Origin of the sequence: Frigoribacterium sp. Leaf172, from assembly GCF_001424285.1 — a bacterium.
In the GTDB taxonomy this organism is placed as follows: domain Bacteria; phylum Actinomycetota; class Actinomycetes; order Actinomycetales; family Microbacteriaceae; genus Frigoribacterium.
Genome location: NZ_LMPB01000003.1, coordinates 267,996 through 284,153, shown reverse-complemented (window position 1 = coordinate 284,153; position 16,158 = coordinate 267,996). Strand labels below are relative to the sequence as shown.

The following is a 16,158-nucleotide window of genomic DNA, read 5'->3' as shown; positions in this document are numbered from 1 at the left end:
GTGGCGGGTTTGCGGCGGCGGGGCCTACGCGACCACGGGGCTGCGCTGGCCGACGACCGAGCCGGCCTCGGCGGCCTCGGTCGAGGCGTCGACCTCGGCGGGGGTGCCGCGGCGGACGAAGCGCTTGAGCAGCACGAGCGTGAACGCGCTCACCACGGTGCCCGCGACGATCGCGAGAGCCCACATGCCGAGGTTGCCGATGGCGAAGAAGACGAAGAAACCACCGTGCGGGGCCTGCGACGTGACTCCGGCGGCCATCGAGATAGCTCCGGTCACCGCGCCTCCCACCATGCTGGCCGGGATGACGCGCAGCGGGTCCGCCGCGGCGAACGGGATCGCGCCCTCGGAGATGAACGAGGCGCCCAGCAGCCAGGCCGCCGCGCCGTTCGACCGCTCGACCTGCGTGAAGCCCTTGCGGTAAAGCACGGTCGAGGCGAGCGCCATGGCGAGCGGGGGCACCATGCCGGCGCCCATGACCGCGGCCATGATCATCAGCGGAGCGGGGTTGTCGCCGATCGACCCGGCCGAGAGCCCGGCGACGGCGAACGAGTAGGCGACCTTGTTGACCGGTCCGCCGAGGTCGATGCACATCATCAGACCGAGGATGATGCCGAGCACGATGGCCCCACCGCCGCTCAGACCGTTGAGGAAGTCGGTCAGCGCGACCGTCAGCGCGGCGATGGGGCCGCCGAGCACGAGGACGAGCAGGCCGGACGCGAAGATCGACGCCAGCAGCGGGATGATCACCACGGGCATGAGACCGCGGAGCCAGCGCGGCACGGTGGGCCGGCCGATCCAGTAGGCGGCGAATCCGGCGAGCAGACCGCCGACCAGACCGCCGATGAAGCCGGCGCCCATGAAGACGGCGACGGCACCGGCGACGAAGCCGGGGGCGATGCCGGGTCGGTCGGCGATCGCGTAGGCGATGTACCCGGCCAGGGCGGCCACCAGGAAGCCCATCGACAGGTTGCCGATCTGGAACGCCGCGGCTCCGAGGAAGTACTGCAGCCCCTCGGGCGGCAGGTTCGTCAGCGAGTAGTCGGTCAGGACGGTCGCGGCGTTGCCGGCGATCTCGTAACCCGACAGCAGGAACCCGAGGGCGAGCAGCAGACCGCCGCCGGCGACGAACGGGATCATGTACGAGACGCCGGTCAGCAGCCAGCGCTTCAGCGACGAGCCGAAGCTCTGCTTGCCCTGGGCCGAGGCCTCGCCCGCCGTCGCCGAGCCCGCGACGCGCGCGGCGTCCGGGTCGGTGGCGGCCGCCAGGGCCTCTCGCACCATGGCGTCGGGCGCGTCGACGCCGCGCTTGACCGGCCCGCGGACGACGGGCTTGCCGGCGAACCGCGACTGGTCGCGCACGTCGACGTCGACGGCGAAGATGACGGCGTCGGCCTCGGCGATGACCGCCGGGTCGAGCGGGGTGACCTTCGCCGAACCCTGCGTCTCGATCTGCAGGTCGGCGCCGAGGCGCTTCGCCGCGGCGACCAGCGCGTCGGCGGCCATGAAGGTGTGGGCGATGCCGGTGGGGCAGGCGGTGACGCCGACCAGCTTCGGGCGGCGGGCGCCGGCGGCTCCGGCGGCTCCGGCGGCTCCGGCGGCTCCGGCGGCTCCGGCGGCCGAGGAGGCGCTGGTCGCGCCGCTCGCGGACGTCCCGGTCGCGCCGCGCGTCTCGGCGACCTCGCCGCTGACCTCGTCGTCGACGAGCTTCACGATGTCGGCCGGGGTCTTCGCCGCGCGGAGGGCCGCGGTGAAGTCGTCGCGGATGAGCGCACGGGCGAGCGTCGAGAGCACCGTCATGTGGTCGCTGTCGGCGCCCTCGGGCACGGCGATCATGAAGACGATGTCGGCGTCGCCGTCGGGAGCCCCGAAGGGCACCGTGCGGGCGAGACGCGAGAACGCGAGCGTCGGCTCGGTGACGGACGCCGAGCGCGCATGCGGGATCGCGATGCCGCCGGGCACGCCCGTGCCGACGGAGGCCTCGCGCTTGATGGCGTCGTCGGCGAGCGTGTCGGCCGAGCCGGCGCGCCCCGAGGCCGCGACGCGCGCGGCGAGGGCGCGGATGACGTCGGTCGACGTACCGCCCAGGTCTTCGTCGAGACCGACGAGGTCGGTGCTGATGAGGGATGACATGGTGTTCTGCTCCTTGGGTGTGGGCGACGCTGCTCAGAGGTGCCCGACGGCCGCGGGGGCCACCGGGACGACGTCGATGTCGTCAGGGAAGGTCTGGTCGAGGGAGGGGACGATGCTGCCGGGCAGGGCCGCCGCGGCGGCTCCCGACGCGACGGCCTGGGCGAGGCGGGCGGACGCGGGGGCGCCGGCCGTCTCGGCGAGCAGGTAGCCGGACAGCGACGAGTCGCCGGCGCCCACCGTGCTCAGGGCGGTGATGACGGGGGCGGCGGCGAACCACGAGCCCTCGCCGTCGAGGAGGACGGCCCCGGCGCTGCCGAGGGTCAGCAGCACGGTCTCGACGCCGAGCGCGCGGAGCCTGCGGGCGCCCTCGACGGCGGAGGCGGGGTCGGCCTCGTACGCGAGGGGGTCGCCGCCGACGATCTCGGCGAGCTCGTCGGCGTTCGGCTTCACGAGGTCGACGCCGACTCCCGATGCGATGAGCGCCGCGAACGGCTCGCCCGACGAGTCGACCGCGATGCGCGGGGCGTCGTCGCCGTGCGCCGCGCGGACCGCGACGACGACGTCGGCGAGCCAGGTCGTCGGCAGACCGGGCGGCAGCGACCCGGCCAGCACGAGCCACGACGCGAGGGCCGCGTGCTGGACGATCAGGGCCGTCAGCTCGTCGGCGTGCTCGCTGAGGTCGGGGCCGAGCTCGTTGATCTTGGTCGTCGTGCCGCCGGGTTCGGTGACCGTGACGTTCGAGCGGAGTCGCGCGGCGATCGGCAGGTTGACCGTGGGCACGCCGCGCTCGCGCAGGGCGACCAGCACGGGGTCGTCGAGGGCGCCGGGCAGCACGGCGACGGTCTCGGCGCCCGACGCGGCGAGGGCGCGCGAGACGTTCACGCCCTTGCCGCCCGGCTCGTCGGTCGTGCCGGCGGAGCGCTGCACTCCCCCGCGCTGCAGAGGCGCCGAGAGCTCGATGGTGCGGTCGAGCGAGGGGTTGGCGGTGACGGTGAGGATCATGCGTGCTGCTCTCTCGGAGGGTGCGGTGGTCATGCGACGATCACCTCGACGTCGGCCCCGGCGAGCGCGTCGGCGAGGTCGGGCGCGGGGGCCGCGTCGGTGACCACGGTGTCGATCTCGGGGAGGCGCGCGAACCGGACCAGCGCCTCCTCGCCGTGCTTGGTGCGGTCGACCACGGCGACGACGCGGCGCCCGGCCCGCACGTAGGCGGCCTTGACGGCTCCTTCGAACTCGTCGGGGGTCGAGAGGCCGAAGCCGGCGCTGACCCCGTTCGCCCCGACGAAGACGATGTCGGGGCGCAGGGCCTGGATCTGGTCGACGGTCGTCGTGCCCACGGCCGCACTGGTCAGCCCGCGGACGCGGCCGCCCAGCAGATGCAGGTCGATGTGCGGGCTGTGCTGCAGCAGCGCGGCGATCGGCACCGCGTTGGTGATGACGGTGAGCACGGTTCCGGGCTCGGCCGGGACCCACGCGGCGAGCCGGGCGGCGACGGCGGCCGTCGTCGTGCCGGCGTCGATGGCGATCGAACCCGTGAACGTCGCCGGGACGAGCCGGGCGGCCGCGGCGGCGACGGCGGTCTTCTCGGGCGAGTGCTGCCCCTCGCGCTCGCTGAGGCTGAGCTCGCGGATGCTGGAGCGCCCCGCGGCGACCGCCCCGCCGTGGACGCGCTGGAGCAGACCCGACTGCTCGAGCTGATCGAGATCGCGACGGACGGTCTCGGGGGTGACGTCGAACCGGGCGGCGAGATCGGCGACCGAGACGCGGCCGACGGTGCGCAGATCGTCGGCGATCGACTCGTAGCGTTCCGTCGCGTACATCCGGTGACCTCTTCGTCGTCTGCGTGCTGCCTCGACGGGGCTCCCGTCGCGTTGACGAGACTCTACGTCGCGGAACCCACAGAAAACAAGATGAACGAAGAAATACGCAGAATCGCCCAGGCGGCGGCTGGACGGGAATCCGAGCGGGCGCTCAGGGCAGCCCCCTCTTCGCCCGGACGGCGAACGCGTCGAGCGCGACGAGCACGTCGGGCGCCTCGTACAGCCGACCCCGACGGGCGTCGCCGATCGGCTGGAGGATCCCGTCGCCGACGAGACGCTCGATGCCGGCCCGGGCGTTGTTCGTCGCGACCCCGAGCTCGCGGGCGACCGAGGGCACGTCGACCACGGGTTGACGTTGCAGGAGACCGAGCATGCGCCGGCCGACCGAGCCCTGCCGCGCACTCGTCACGTCGTCCCAGTCGAGACGGATCGTCGTGAGGTCCGAGACGAGAGCACGACCGTTGACGACGGCCGACATCGTCGCGTCGACGAAGGCGCGGACGATGGGCTCGACGTCACCCCGCCGATAGGCGCCGAGGGCCGCGAAGTACCCCGCGGTGTCGCGGAGGAGCCCCGCCGAGACGGGCACGGTGACCTGACGCGTGATCCGCAGCCGTCGCAGCATCGAGTGCACGATCGCGCGCCCCGTGCGCCCGTTGCCGTCGGGGAAGGGATGGATCGTCTCGAACTGCGCGTGCGTCAGCGCGACGTGGACCAGCGCGGGGAGATCGGTCCGCCCGGCGAACGCGACGAGATCGGTCATGGCGGCGGGGACGCGGTCGGCGTGCGGGGGGACGAAGTCCGCCGTGTGCGGGCTGCGACCCGTTCCGCCGATCCAGACCTGCTGATCGCGCCAGGAACCCGTGAGATGGGGCTGATCCTCGATCAGCAGGGCGGCGTGCATGCCGATCACGGCGGCCTCGTCGAGATCGTCGGCCAGGGTCAGCGCCGCCTCCATCGCATGCACGTTCGCGACGACCAGGCGGGCGTTCGCACCGGACCTGCGGCCGAGTGCGGCCAGCGCGATCCCTCGCGGCATCGCCGTGAGGTTCTCGATCTCCGAGCTCGAGGCGCTCTCGCTCCGCAGGAGGATCGATGCGAAGGGGGCCGCGAACGCACCGACCTCGGCATCGAACCGCGACAGCTCGGCGACCGCGTCCTCCGCATCGACGATGAGATCGGCGGACAGCTGCGGGGGCGCGGTCGCCGAGATCGCGGGCGTCACCGCGGCCTCGTACGGGCCGCGGCTGCGCAGACGCGCTCGACGCGAAGCGGGCGCGTCATCGTCGGACTCCCCCGGGCGCGACTCGAATCGCACCTCGGGCCACGACGACACCCGGACCTCGACCATGACCCCACCTTACCCATGGTCATGGTCGTAACCATGGCTAAGGACTCGTCGCCGACACGCTCGCACGCAGGTCGCCCCGGCGTGCGGGCTCGGTCGCCGGGTGGGAGGCGCGGGTCAGGCGGGCTCGGTCGCCGCGTCCCGGGCTCGGGCGCGGCCCACGGCGAGGCCGCGCTGCGACGACCAGAAGGAGCGGGCGGTCTCGACGAGCTCGGCGGCGCCGACGTTGGCTCCGAAGGCGAGGGAACCCGGCTCGAGGGAGATGCCGTCGGCGAGGCTGGGCAGGGCGACCGGGTCGAAGCCGATGGCGTCGACGAGGGCGGCCACCCGCGCGAGCGCCGCCTCGTCGTCCGCCGCCAGGGCGATGGCCTTGCGCTCGGGGTCGCCCGCCGGCAGCGCGCCCTCGTCGAGGTCGTGATACCCCATGTGGTTGAAGCCCTTGACGACGATCGAGCCCGGCAGGTGACCCTGGACGAGCTCGCTCGTCGACCGGCGGACGTCGGCGAGATCGTCGCGGATGCCGTCGGTCTCCCACCAGTAGTTCATGGCGTCGACGACGATCTTGCCGTCGAGGGCGGCGACGGGCACGGAATCCAGCTTGCCGAGCGGCAGGGCGAGCACGACGATGTCGGCCTCGCGGGCCGCCTCCTCCGACCAGACGGCGCGTGCGCCGGGCGCGATCACGTCGACGATGAGGCCGATGCGGGCGGGGTCGCCCGAGCCGGAGAGCAGCACGGGGTGCCCCGCGGCGTGCAGGAGGCGGGCGAGCACGGTGCCGACCTTGCCGGCGCCGAGGATTCCGATGGTCGCGGGTGACGTCATGTGTCGTGCAACCCCGGTGCGGCACGCGTCATTCCGGTCGCCTCACCTCGCGTCGCCGTTTCCGGCAGACTGACCGCGACCGTGTACAGAGAGGTGACGGACCATGACCGGACGACTGACAGGCAGGACGGCGCTCGTGACGGGCGCCGCGACCGGCATCGGGGAGTCGGTCGCCCGGCGCTTCGCGGCCGAGGGGGCGCGCGTCGTCTTCGCCGACCGCGACGGCGAGCGCGCCGAGACCGCCGCTCACGACGCCGCCGCGTCGGCGGGCGACGGCGCCGCCCGCAGCATCACCATGGACATCACCGACGAGGAGTCGGTGGGTCGCGCCTTCGCCGATCTCGCGGCGGACGGGTGGGCTCCCGACGTCGTGGTGGCCAACGCCGGCATCCAGCTCTTCGGGCAGGATGCGCCGGCCGCCGACCTCGACCTCGACGTCTGGCGTCGGACCATCGACACGAACCTGACCGGCACGTTCCTCACCGTCAAGCACGCGATCCGTTCGATGCTCGACCACGAGGGCGGCAGCCTGATCCTCACCGGCAGCCCCACGGGTCTCACCGGCGAGGGCGCCGAGTTCACCGCCTACAGCTCGTCGAAGGCCGGCATCCACGGTCTCGCGCGGACGGCCGCCGCGGCGTACGCCGATCGCGGCATCCGCGTCAACACCGTGGTGCCGGGCTACACCGAGACCGGGCTCGTCACGGCGATCAGCGATGACCCGGAGGCACGGGCCGGCATCGTCGGTCGCATCCCGCTGGGTCGTGCGGGCACCCCCGCCGACGTGGAGGGGATCATGGTGTTCCTGGCGAGCGACGACGCCGCGTTCGCGACGGGCAGCCTCTTCGCCGTCGACGGCGGCATGACGGCGCTGTGACCGCGTCGTGACCGACTGGCGCGACGAGACCCTGCGCGGACGTCTCGACGACCACCGCGTCGACGACGCCGCCTGGCGCGAGTCGACCCCGGCGCCCGTCGAGCTGCGATCCGGCCCGTGGGCGATCGAGCTGCGCGGCGATGAGCTGGCCCACATCCGCTTCGAGGGCGTGGTGGTGCTGCGCGGGGTCCGTGCCGTGGCGCGCGACGCGGACTGGGGCACGGCCGACGCCCGGCGCACGGGGCTGCGTCTCGACGGACCGGACGGCGCCGCCCGGATCGACCTGCGGCTCAGCGGCCGCGGCGTCGCGCTCGTCGGCGGCCTCGAGATGACGACCCGTGACGGCACCGCCACGGATGCCGACGCCCTGACGGTCGCCTTCTCCGCGACCGCGACCCGCGCCTGCCGGGCCAACCGGGTCGGTCTCGTCGTGCTGCACCCGCCGTCGTCCGCCGGCGCCGCGCTCGTCGTGCGTCACCCCGGCGGCGGGACGACGTCGACGGCGTTCCCCGTCGACGTCGCCCCGCATCAGCCCGCGCGCGACATCCGCGCCCTGGCGTGGGCCGTCGACGCTCTCGACGTCGACCTGACCGTCGACGGCGACGTCTTCGAGATGGAGGACCAGCGCAACTGGACCGACGCCTCCTTCAAGACCTACAGCCGTCCGCTGAGCCGGCCGTTCCCCTTCGAGATCCCCGAGGGAGGCGCGGTGCGGCAGACCCTGACGCTCCGGGTCTCCCGACGCTCCGTCGCCTCACCCGCTCCCCCGGCCCGCACGTCGTCGATCCGCCTGGCGCCCACGGGTGCGGTGCTCCCCGAGGTGGGGACCTCCGCGGGCGCCGTCGGGACGTCCGCCGCGCCTCCGCCCGGTCCGACCCTCCTCGTCGAGGTCGACACGACCGAGCCCGCGTGGCGGGCCGACCTCGCCCGCGCCGTGTCGGAGGCCGGGCCCGTCGCCCTCGACGTCCGCATCGTCGTCGCACCCGGCGACGGGACGGCGATCGGAGCCGTGACGGCGGCCCTGGCCGGGTGCCGGGTGGTGCGTGCGGGGGTCTTCGACTCGGTGACGCAGGTGACGACACCGACGGCCGCGCGCCTCCTCGGCGACGGACTCGTCGCGGCCGGTCTCGACCCCGAGCGGGTCGGCGGGGCGCGCTCGCACTTCACCGAACTCAACCGCGGTCGGACGGGGCTGCCCGACGGGTTGGACTCGTGGACCTTCAGCATCACGCCGCAGATGCACGCGACCGACGTGTTCCAGATCGGGGAGTCCGTCGCGATGCAGCGACTGGTCGCCCGACAGGCCGTCGCGATGGCGCCGAGCGGACGGGTGCACGTCGGGCCGATCACGCTGCGTCCGCGGTTCAACGCCGTGGCGACGTCCGGATCGTCGGGGCGCGGCGGGCCCGAGACCGTCGACCACCGTCAGGGGTCGACGGCGACGGCCGCGTGGGTGGTCGCGAGCGCGGTGGCCCTGGCCGTGCCGGGGGTCGCGAGCCTGTCGTTCTTCGAATCCCTCGGGCCGCGGGGCCTGCGTGACGGGACGGGCGCGGCGACGCCGGCCGCCGAGGTCGTCGAGGCGCTGTCACGGCTCTCGGGAGGGGCGGTGCACGAGCCGACGGACGCCCTGCCCGAGGGCGTCCGCCTGGCCGGTGTCGCCACCGCGGCCGGTCTCCGGCTGATCGCGGCGAACCTCACGTCGTCGGAGGTGAGCCTCCGCGTCGCCGGGCCGGACGGCGACGAGGGCGCGGACCGCCGGGTCGTCGTGCCGGCCTGGGGCTCCGTCATCGACCGAGGAGGCGCGGGTCAGGCCCCGGGGACGTACTGACGGACGAGATCCTGGATGAACGGGACGACGTCCTGCACCTGGTCGACGCCGGCGATCGCCACCGCGACGAGCGGCCACAGCGACACGAGGAGCGTCGACACGACGGCCGCCACGCCGAGGACCCAGGCCAGCGGCCCGTTGCGGACCGTGACGATGAGCGCCAGGAGCACGAGCGCGAGGATGTAGCCGATCGCGATCGCGGCGACGATCCCGCCGACGGGGACGTCGAGCGCGCCGGCGGTGCCGCCGTCGGCCGCCCCGATGAGGGTCAGCACGGGGATGAGCACACCCACCACGATCACGAGGCAGACGATCGTCGACGTGATCAGCGCGGCCCAGACGGCCCGCGGGCGGGCCCGTCGCGCCCCGGCCGATCGACGGCCGAGCATCAGCGGTCCCGGCCGTCCGCGTCGGGGGCGGCGGCTGCGTCGGCCCGGTCGGCCGCGGCGGAGTCCGCCGCCTCACGGGCTGCGGTGGCCTCGTCGTCCGCGTCGTCGTCCGTGGCGAACCAGTCGTCGACGCGGTCCGTCGCGGAGGGGCCGTCCGCCGACGCGGAGTCGGCGGTGTCGTCGGCGGCCGCAGCGGCCGCCTCGGCCGCGTCGGCGGCGGCCTGAGCCGCGTCAGCGGCGGCCTGAGCGGCGTCCGCGGCGGCCTGCGCGGCCGAGGGTGCGACGGTGGCCGTCGTGGTCTCGGCGGCCGGGTCGTCCGTGCGCTCGACGGCGTCGTCGGCGGTGTCGGCCGTGCGCGCGGCTGCGGTGTCGGCGCCCGGGGTGCGCTCGGCGCCGCGGGAGTCGACCGCGTCCGCGATGCCGTCGAGGGCGTCGGCCGCCTTGCCCTTGGCGACGTCGAGAGCACCGGCTGCGGCGTCCTTGGCGTCGTCGAACGCGTCGGCGGCGCCGGTCCTCGCGCGGTCGGCCGTCTCGGTGGCCTCGGCCCCGACCGCCGCGGCGGCCTCCTTCGCCTGGGCCTTCTTCTCGGCGATGGCGCGCTTGCGCTCCTCCGCCTTCTCGGAGTCGGCGGCGGCCTTGGCGGCGTCGGCCTCGTCGAACGGGCCGTGCACGTCGGTCACGACGACGTCGATGGTGACCGGCTCGCCCTCGAGCTGGCCGACGGCGTGCCGCACCTGCGTGCGGATGGTGTCGGCCAGCTCGGTGACGTTGGTCGGGTACTCGGCGACGACCGAGACGTCGACCTTCAGCCCGGTGTCGGTCGTGGCGACCGTCACGCCGGCGGAGTCCGCCGAGCCGAGAGCGGTTCGGACGGCGCCGACGACGCGGGCCGCCCCGCTGCCCAGGCGGTGCACGCCCGTCACGCCGAGGACGGTGACGGCGATGGTGCGCTCGAGGCGCTGCTCCGGCGTCTCCGGGGCGGACGGACCGGCCGAGTCGAGGTCGATGGGGGTGACGTGGTGGGTGGACTCGGTCATGAGGCCGTCCTTTCATCGTGATGCGGGGTGACGCGGTGTCGTGCGGGTCGGGAGACGGTGATGGCCCTCGTCCTCGGGGGGAGGTCGAGGGCCATCACCGGTGGTGCGGATGCTGCGGCGACCGGGCATCCGGTCGGGACCGGCTCAGTCGAGGCGGGTGGCGGAGGCCATCTGCGTGCGGAGCCCGCCGTTGATCTGGACGACCACGGGCGTCTCGGTGCCGAGCAGCGCATCCCAGCGGGAGACCGCCTGGTCGATGCTGCGACGGATCTCGACGGGCGAGGCGCCCTTGCGGGCGTTCGCCGTGATGCGGAGGACGTTCTCGCCCTTCACCCGGAACGCCGTGACGTCGATCGAGACGATGCCCGCCGTGTCGGCCAGCGCCTCCTCGAGGACCTGCTCGGCGACCTTGGCGTCGATGACGAGACGGCCACCGGTGGGCTCGTTCCGCGACGATCCCTCGTCCACCGTCAGCAGCTCGCCGGTCTGACCGTGCCCCTGACGGAACGCGAACCAGACGAGCAGCAGGATGAGCACCAGCGAGGCTGCGGCGACGACCCAGAGGATCCACACCTGGTCGCCCGAGAGGGCGTCCGAGACGGGACCGGAGGCGTCGGATGCGGCGCCCGAGACGGTGTCGCGGACGTCGGGCCAGAGGGCCCCGACGGCGACGGCGGCGCCGCCGGCGAGCAGCACGAGGCCGATCACGAAGACGAGGAGGCGGTTCAGGGCGCGATTGGTGTTGTTCATGCTCCGACCGTTCCTTTCTTGGACAGGCGCACGGTGTGCTTGAGCGCCGGGCTGAAGTCGTACGCGTCGAGCTCGTCGCGGACGGCCTCGTCGATGCTGCGCACGTCGGTGTTGCGACCGGAGGTGCGGGTCACCTCGATGAGGGCCTTCCGCTTGCCGACGCTGACGCTGACCTGCGAGGGGTCGACGTCGCCGGCGTAGCTGGCCGTGCGGGCGAGCGAACGGGCGATGACCCGGTCGTCGACGACGGCCGCGGTGCGTCCGATCCCTCCGGCACGGCGACCGCGGCGCCCGGGGGCGAGCGACACGATGATGAGGACGAGACCGATCAGGGCCACCACGGCGCCGATGGCCGTGAGCACTCCCACGGCCGCTCCGGCGGCGTCGAGGACCGCACCGGCGGCGTCGGCCGGCGCCACGAGCAGGGGCTGCTGACCGATGGCGGCGAGCACGGACTCCGTGCCGATCCAGGCGAGCACGACGATCAGGATCACCGCGAGGGTGATCGCGATGACGGCCCGCGACGAATGCGTCTCGCGGCGCACGATGCGCCGGTAGAGCGAGCTGCTGCTCATGAGACCCGCTTCCTCTCACGGAGTTCGGCGCCGGTGATCTGGAGGTCGACGCGGTCGATGGACGATCCGGTCAACTGCAGGACGCGGTCGCGGATGGTGCTCTGCGCCGAGGTGAGGCGCTCGAGCAGGGTGCCCGACGAACGGGTGGGGAGCCCCAGCGGAGTGATCCGGATGGGGGTCTTGGCGATCACGCTGAGCGCGCCGTCACGGTCGGCCAGTTCGACCGACACGTCGGACGCGGTGACCTCGAGGGCCTCCGCGGTGACGGCCGACACGACCCGGCGGACGGCACGCGACGTGATCTTGTTCCGGCCGTGGAGGGTCTGGTCGGCCGTCACCGCCGCGGTCACGACGACCGCCGCCCGCGGAGGGCGTCCGCGAGACCACGGACGTCGAGCTTGCCCTCGACGACACGTCCGACGCCGAAGCCGACGGCCATGGCGATCGCGACGAAGATGAAGGCCCAGAACCCGAAGGCCACTGCGGTCAGCGCGAGGACCGCGCCGACGAGCATGCCGGTGGTCGTGGCGGTCACTGGACGCGGCTGTCGTCGGCGTCGTCGTCGTTGTCGTCCGAGGGGATGTACACGTCGGAGACGGTGACGTTGATCTCGGCGACCTCCATGCCGACGACCTGCGAGATGGCCTCGGAGACCGACTTGCGGACCTCGTCGGCGACGCGCTGGAGCTCGACCGGGTACTCGGCGACGATCACGATGTCGGCCGCGACCTGCTTCTCGCCGACCTCGACGGAGACGCCCTGGCTGCGGTCCTGCTGGTTGATCGCGTTGCGGATCGCGCCGATGGCACGGGCCGCGCCGTTGCCGAGGTCGTGGACTCCACGGACCTCGCGGGCGGCGATGCCGGCGACCTTCGAGACGACGCCGTCGGCGATCGTGTTCTTGCCGGCGGTCGAGGCGCCCGAGGTCTTCGCGGCGGCGGAGCCGGTGGTGGCGGGAGTGACGGTGCTCATGGGACTGCTCCTTGATGTCGATGTCGCGGGGCCTGCTGGCAGGTCCTGCGGTGCCCGTGAAGCGGGACACATCATTCAGACGCATCGAGCCCGGCGGAGGTCACGGTCATTCAGACTCCTTTCAGACTCCGCGCTCCGGAGACTCGTTTTGCGGCCCGTCCGACACCCGCGGCCCGGCCCGACAGCCGTTACCGGCCAGCGCCGCGACCCGCCGGACGGCGAGGTGGTATCCACGGAGGGCGCGATCGACCGATCGCCCGACCGGATCGCTGCGAGGAGGACGTCATCACCGCCGACGATCCCCTCCCCGACGCCGGCGACGCGCTCCTCGCCGCTCGCGCACGCGACGGGGACGTCCACGCCTACGAGGTCCTGGCCCGTCGACACGGTCCGCTGATGCGCGTGTACGCCTCGCGCCTCCTCGGCTCCGACCTCGAGTCCGACGACGTCGTGCAGGACGCCTTCCTGACGGCGTGGCGCCGACTGGGCGATCTCGAGAACCCCGCGCAGATCCGCAACTGGATGATGCGCATCGTCAGCAACAAGAGCATCGACCGCCTCAGGGTCCGCCGCGACCACGACGACATCGACCAGCGCGACCACGAGGCCCCCCGGTCGCAGTCCCCCGATCGCGTCGTCGAGACGCGGTTCCAGATGGACGCGATGTGGTCGGCTCTCGACAAGCTGCCCCTCGACCAGCGACGCTGTTGGCTGCTGCGCGAGACGGCCGAGTACTCGTACGCCGAGATCGCCGAGGCCCTGGGGATGTCGGTCTCGACCGTCCGTGGCTGCATAGCAAGGGCACGCACCTTCCTGATGACGGAGATGGAGGCATGGCGATGACGATCCCCGATGACGCCCTGCCCGATCAGACCGTCGACGGCTACTCCGTCGAACGCCTCAGCGACTACCTCGACAGCGGCCGCACGCCCCGCGACCCCGGCATCGAGGGCTCGGCGGCCTGCCGTCTCTATCTCATCTCGCTCGCCCAGGTGCACGACCTGTCACGCGCCTCCCTCGAGCACGAGGCGACCCGCGAGCCCGATCGCGACGGCCGGTGGATCAGCGGTCTGCTCGAGTCGATCCGACGCGAGGTCGTCGGCGGTCGGGAGATCCCCCTCGGGCACCCCGACGCCGGCATCGACCTGCGCATCACCGAGGCGGCCGCCCGGGGACTCGTCCGTCGGACCGGCGACGCCGACGGCGGGGTCGTGCTCGGAGCCACCACCTTCAGCGGCGACGTGACGACGCCCGGCGCGCCCGTCACCGTCGAGGTCACGGCGGCCGTCCGCTACGGCGACGACATCCGCGGCGTCGCGGACGACCTCCGTGCCCGCATCGTCGAGACCCTGACGCGCCACACCCACCTGACGATCGCCGCCGTCGACATCGTGATCGACGACGTCTTCCTCCCCCGGACGGACGACCCATGACCACCGACGACCGACTGTCGCAGACCCTGACCGACCTGCTGCGACGGGTCGAGGGCGTCATCGACGTCTTCGACGCCCACCCCGCGGTCGAGTCGACCGTGCGCGCCGTCGCCGCCGAGCTCGACTGGGCGGACTCGACGGGACTCGTGCTCGTCGACCGCAGCGAGGGACTCGTCGCCGTGACCGCCCACGTCGCCACCGACCTCGACGGGTCGACGCCCGAGATCCTCGGTCGGGCCGCCGAGGCGCTCCGCACCCGACTCGAGGCGGACGACGGCGGGCAGACGCTGGTGACCGTGACGGCGCATCTGGTCGACCGGCCCGACGCCGATCGCCCCGGCTGAGACTTCGGGAGCGACCACCGGGCGCCGATCTGCGGTTTCATGGAGGCTCCGTCCCCTCGACAGAGAGTCGTCATGCGCGCAGCCGTGGTCTACAACCCCATCAAGATCGATCTCGACGCCGTCAAGGCGGTCGTCGATCGCGAGCAGACCGCGGCCGGGTGGGACGACACGCTGTGGTTCAGCACGTCGAAGGAGGACCCGGGCCGCGGTGCCGCGCTCGAGGCGCTGGAGGCGGGGGTCGACCTGGTGATCGCCGCCGGCGGCGACGGGACTGTGCGGATCGTGGCCGAGACGATCGCCGACCGCGACGTCGCGTTCGCCCTGCTGCCGTCGGGGACCGGCAACCTGCTCGCCCGCAACATGAACCTCACGCTCGACGACGTCGACAACTCGATCCACACGGCCTTCACCGGCCGGGATCGCGCCATCGACCTCGGGCGCATCGAGATCCGCGCCGCCGACGGGTCGATCCAGAAGCACGCGTTCCTCGTGATGGCGGGCGTCGGCATCGACGCGAAGATGCTCGCCGCGACCGACGAGGACCTCAAGGCCAAGATCGGCTGGCTCGCCTACGTCAAGGCCATCGTCGTCGCGCTGCGCGACGAGAACACCCTCAAGCTCCGGTACCGGTTCGACGACGGCCCGACGAAGCGGATGCACGCGAACACCGTCATCGTCGGCAACTGCGGCACGCTCACCGGCAACATCCTGCTGCTGCCCGACGCGGCCATCGACGACGGCGTCTTCGACGTGATGATGCTGCGCCCCGAGGGCATCGTCCACTGGCTGCAGATCATCGGCAAGGTGCTGATCGAGAACGGGCTGGTCCAGCGCACCCCGCTCAAGCGGATCGTCGGGTCGCGCGAGATCGCGGCCCTGAACTACGTCAAGGCGAAGCAGCTGACCGCGAAGCTGTCGGAGCCCGCGGAGATCGAGCTCGACGGCGACGGCTTCGGCACCGCCATCGGCTTCCGCACGACCGTCGACGCGGGTGCGCTGCGCGTGCGCGTCCCGCGCGAGGACTGACCGGGGCGTTCAGGAGGGGCGGTGCGGGACTCCCCCGCGCCGCGCCTCCTGAACCGGGCCCGCGGTCGGGTCAGTCGAGCGAGCGGATGCGCACGTTGACGACGTGGTCGAGCATCGCGGCCTCGGCGGCCTCGGGCCGACCCGAGGCCAGCGCCGTCCGGATCGCCCGGTGCTCGGCGATGGCGTACTCGGCGTCCGTGACGCCGAGCCCCCCGAACATGCGGAAGCGCTGGGCCTGACCGCCGAGCGACTCGAAGGCGCGGTAGAGGAAAGCGTTGTCGGCCTGCCGCGCGATGAGGTCGTGGAACTGCTCGTCGGCCTGCCAGTACGAGTGGTACTCGTGCACGGTGGGGCCGGTCGGCGAGGTCGCGAGCCGCTCGATCGACTCGTCGAGCCCCGCCAGGAACGCCTCCGTCGCGTGCGCCGCCGCGAGGGCCGCGTTGGCCGGCTCGACGACGGCACGGGCGTGCATCAGATCGCCGAGCTCCTTGGCGGTGAGCAACGGGGCCGCCCGGTAGCCGCGGAGGGCCGCCCGGGTGACGAGCCCCGTGGACTCGAGACGCGCGAGCGCCTCGCGGATGGGGGTCTGGGAGACCTCGAGATCACGAGCGAGCGCGTCGATGTTCATCCAGGTGCCGGGCGGGAGCGTGTTGTCGAACAGACGCGACAGCAGCTCGTCGTAGACGCCGTCGGCGAGAGACACCCGCCGGGGCCGACCGGTCGAGGGCGAGGCTGTCATCGGACCAGTCTGTCACGCAGGGGGTCGTCGGCGGGGGCGACGAGCAGGCGCCCGCCGCCCCGGCCGGG

The 16,158-nt window shown here is 73.3% G+C and carries 19 protein-coding genes; 6 read left to right on the top strand and 13 right to left on the bottom strand.

Features of this window, described 5'->3' with window-relative positions:
- Window positions 1-24: 24 nt before the first annotated feature.
- From ASF89_RS12930 to ASF89_RS12910, 5 genes are all read right to left on the bottom strand, one after another.
- Window positions 25-2,130 (bottom strand): fructose-specific PTS transporter subunit EIIC, encoded by a 2,106-nt coding sequence (locus tag ASF89_RS12930; protein ID WP_055815465.1) that lies wholly within the window; start codon window positions 2,128-2,130, stop codon window positions 25-27.
- Between the two features lie 33 nt (window positions 2,131-2,163).
- Entirely contained in the window at window positions 2,164-3,132 is a 969-nt protein-coding gene (locus ASF89_RS12925; RefSeq protein ID WP_055815462.1) for a 1-phosphofructokinase family hexose kinase, read from the bottom strand.
- A 29-nt stretch (window positions 3,133-3,161) separates the two neighbouring features.
- Complete coding sequence (locus ASF89_RS12920) at window positions 3,162-3,950, bottom strand: DeoR/GlpR family DNA-binding transcription regulator (RefSeq protein WP_055795398.1); 789 nt, start codon at window positions 3,948-3,950, stop codon at window positions 3,162-3,164.
- Between the two features lie 151 nt (window positions 3,951-4,101).
- A complete protein-coding gene (locus ASF89_RS12915; RefSeq protein WP_055815459.1) occupies window positions 4,102-5,301 on the bottom strand; it encodes a Fic family protein in 1,200 nt (399 codons plus the stop codon).
- Window positions 5,302-5,415: 114 nt separating this feature from the next.
- Window positions 5,416-6,120, bottom strand: a complete 705-nt coding sequence (locus tag ASF89_RS12910) for an NADPH-dependent F420 reductase (protein WP_055795395.1) — start codon at window positions 6,118-6,120, stop codon at window positions 5,416-5,418.
- 103 nt (window positions 6,121-6,223) lie between these two features.
- On the opposite strand from ASF89_RS12910, the gene ASF89_RS12905 reads away from it, so the two are divergent.
- On the top strand, window positions 6,224-6,997 hold the full coding sequence (locus tag ASF89_RS12905; protein WP_055795392.1) for an SDR family NAD(P)-dependent oxidoreductase: 774 nt from the start codon (window positions 6,224-6,226) through the stop codon (window positions 6,995-6,997).
- A gap of 7 nt (window positions 6,998-7,004) precedes the next feature.
- Window positions 7,005-8,825 (top strand): hypothetical protein, encoded by a 1,821-nt coding sequence (locus ASF89_RS12900; protein ID WP_055815456.1) that lies wholly within the window; start codon window positions 7,005-7,007, stop codon window positions 8,823-8,825.
- On the opposite strand, the gene ASF89_RS12895 is transcribed toward ASF89_RS12900, so the two are convergent.
- From ASF89_RS12895 to ASF89_RS12865, 7 genes are all read right to left on the bottom strand, one after another.
- Window positions 8,804-9,214: a hypothetical protein gene (locus tag ASF89_RS12895; protein WP_055815453.1), complete on the bottom strand. Its 411-nt coding sequence runs from the start codon at window positions 9,212-9,214 to the stop codon at window positions 8,804-8,806. The two genes, ASF89_RS12900 and ASF89_RS12895, sit on opposite strands and share 22 nt — an antisense overlap.
- Entirely contained in the window at window positions 9,214-10,251 is a 1,038-nt protein-coding gene (locus ASF89_RS12890; protein WP_055815450.1) for an Asp23/Gls24 family envelope stress response protein, read from the bottom strand. The genes ASF89_RS12895 and ASF89_RS12890 overlap by 1 nt, the downstream gene beginning before the upstream one ends.
- Before the next feature lie 144 nt (window positions 10,252-10,395).
- Window positions 10,396-11,001 carry a hypothetical protein gene (locus ASF89_RS12885; protein WP_055795383.1) on the bottom strand — a complete coding sequence of 202 codons (606 nt, stop codon included), beginning with the start codon at window positions 10,999-11,001 and terminating at the stop codon, window positions 10,396-10,398.
- Window positions 10,998-11,576: a DUF6286 domain-containing protein gene (locus tag ASF89_RS12880; protein WP_055795381.1), complete on the bottom strand. Its 579-nt coding sequence runs from the start codon at window positions 11,574-11,576 to the stop codon at window positions 10,998-11,000. Before ASF89_RS12880 ends, ASF89_RS12885 begins: the two co-directional genes overlap by 4 nt.
- A complete protein-coding gene (locus ASF89_RS12875; protein ID WP_055795379.1) occupies window positions 11,573-11,926 on the bottom strand; it encodes a hypothetical protein in 354 nt (117 codons plus the stop codon). Before ASF89_RS12875 ends, ASF89_RS12880 begins: the two co-directional genes overlap by 4 nt.
- Window positions 11,923-12,111, bottom strand: coding sequence for a DUF2273 domain-containing protein (locus ASF89_RS12870; protein ID WP_055795377.1), 189 nt, complete (start codon window positions 12,109-12,111; stop codon window positions 11,923-11,925). Before ASF89_RS12870 ends, ASF89_RS12875 begins: the two co-directional genes overlap by 4 nt.
- The gene (locus tag ASF89_RS12865) at window positions 12,108-12,548 is read right to left on the bottom strand and encodes an Asp23/Gls24 family envelope stress response protein (protein WP_055795375.1); all 441 of its coding nucleotides are present in this window, start codon (window positions 12,546-12,548) and stop codon (window positions 12,108-12,110) included. The genes ASF89_RS12870 and ASF89_RS12865 overlap by 4 nt, the downstream gene beginning before the upstream one ends.
- A gap of 252 nt (window positions 12,549-12,800) precedes the next feature.
- On the opposite strand from ASF89_RS12865, the gene ASF89_RS12860 reads away from it, so the two are divergent.
- The 4 genes from ASF89_RS12860 to ASF89_RS12845 all read left to right on the top strand — a co-directional run bounded on the left by ASF89_RS12860 (window position 12,801) and on the right by ASF89_RS12845 (window position 15,351).
- On the top strand, window positions 12,801-13,391 hold the full coding sequence (locus tag ASF89_RS12860) for an RNA polymerase sigma factor (protein WP_369814560.1): 591 nt from the start codon (window positions 12,801-12,803) through the stop codon (window positions 13,389-13,391).
- The gene (locus ASF89_RS12855) at window positions 13,388-13,981 is read left to right on the top strand and encodes an Asp23/Gls24 family envelope stress response protein (protein WP_156357278.1); all 594 of its coding nucleotides are present in this window, start codon (window positions 13,388-13,390) and stop codon (window positions 13,979-13,981) included. The genes ASF89_RS12860 and ASF89_RS12855 overlap by 4 nt, the downstream gene beginning before the upstream one ends.
- Window positions 13,978-14,325 carry a hypothetical protein gene (locus ASF89_RS12850; protein ID WP_055795369.1) on the top strand — a complete coding sequence of 116 codons (348 nt, stop codon included), beginning with the start codon at window positions 13,978-13,980 and terminating at the stop codon, window positions 14,323-14,325. The genes ASF89_RS12855 and ASF89_RS12850 overlap by 4 nt, the downstream gene beginning before the upstream one ends.
- 72 nt (window positions 14,326-14,397) lie before the next feature.
- A complete protein-coding gene (locus ASF89_RS12845) occupies window positions 14,398-15,351 on the top strand; it encodes a diacylglycerol kinase family protein (RefSeq protein ID WP_055795367.1) in 954 nt (317 codons plus the stop codon).
- Between the two features lie 70 nt (window positions 15,352-15,421).
- Here ASF89_RS12845 and ASF89_RS12840 read toward each other — a convergent pair whose 3' ends face one another.
- Window positions 15,422-16,090 (bottom strand): GntR family transcriptional regulator, encoded by a 669-nt coding sequence (locus tag ASF89_RS12840; RefSeq protein WP_055795365.1) that lies wholly within the window; start codon window positions 16,088-16,090, stop codon window positions 15,422-15,424.
- Window positions 16,091-16,158 lie beyond the last annotated feature (68 nt).

Bases quoted from the DNA above. Each gene is read 5' to 3' on its own strand.
- ASF89_RS12930 (WP_055815465.1), bottom strand. From the start codon at position 2,130: ATGTCATCCCTCATCAGCACCGACCTCGTCGGTCTCGACGAAGACCTG.
- ASF89_RS12925 (WP_055815462.1), bottom strand. From the start codon at position 3,132: ATGATCCTCACCGTCACCGCCAACCCCTCGCTCGACCGCACCATCGAG.
- ASF89_RS12920 (WP_055795398.1), bottom strand. From the start codon at position 3,950: ATGTACGCGACGGAACGCTACGAGTCGATCGCCGACGATCTGCGCACC.
- ASF89_RS12915 (WP_055815459.1), bottom strand. From the start codon at position 5,301: ATGGTCGAGGTCCGGGTGTCGTCGTGGCCCGAGGTGCGATTCGAGTCG.
- ASF89_RS12910 (WP_055795395.1), bottom strand. From the start codon at position 6,120: ATGACGTCACCCGCGACCATCGGAATCCTCGGCGCCGGCAAGGTCGGC.
- ASF89_RS12905 (WP_055795392.1), top strand. From the start codon at position 6,224: ATGACCGGACGACTGACAGGCAGGACGGCGCTCGTGACGGGCGCCGCG.
- ASF89_RS12895 (WP_055815453.1), bottom strand. From the start codon at position 9,214: ATGCTCGGCCGTCGATCGGCCGGGGCGCGACGGGCCCGCCCGCGGGCC.
- ASF89_RS12890 (WP_055815450.1), bottom strand. From the start codon at position 10,251: ATGACCGAGTCCACCCACCACGTCACCCCCATCGACCTCGACTCGGCC.
- ASF89_RS12885 (WP_055795383.1), bottom strand. From the start codon at position 11,001: ATGAACAACACCAATCGCGCCCTGAACCGCCTCCTCGTCTTCGTGATC.
- ASF89_RS12880 (WP_055795381.1), bottom strand. From the start codon at position 11,576: ATGAGCAGCAGCTCGCTCTACCGGCGCATCGTGCGCCGCGAGACGCAT.
- ASF89_RS12865 (WP_055795375.1), bottom strand. From the start codon at position 12,548: ATGAGCACCGTCACTCCCGCCACCACCGGCTCCGCCGCCGCGAAGACC.
- ASF89_RS12855 (WP_156357278.1), top strand. From the start codon at position 13,388: ATGACGATCCCCGATGACGCCCTGCCCGATCAGACCGTCGACGGCTAC.
- ASF89_RS12850 (WP_055795369.1), top strand. From the start codon at position 13,978: ATGACCACCGACGACCGACTGTCGCAGACCCTGACCGACCTGCTGCGA.
- ASF89_RS12845 (WP_055795367.1), top strand. From the start codon at position 14,398: ATGCGCGCAGCCGTGGTCTACAACCCCATCAAGATCGATCTCGACGCC.
- ASF89_RS12840 (WP_055795365.1), bottom strand. From the start codon at position 16,090: ATGACAGCCTCGCCCTCGACCGGTCGGCCCCGGCGGGTGTCTCTCGCC.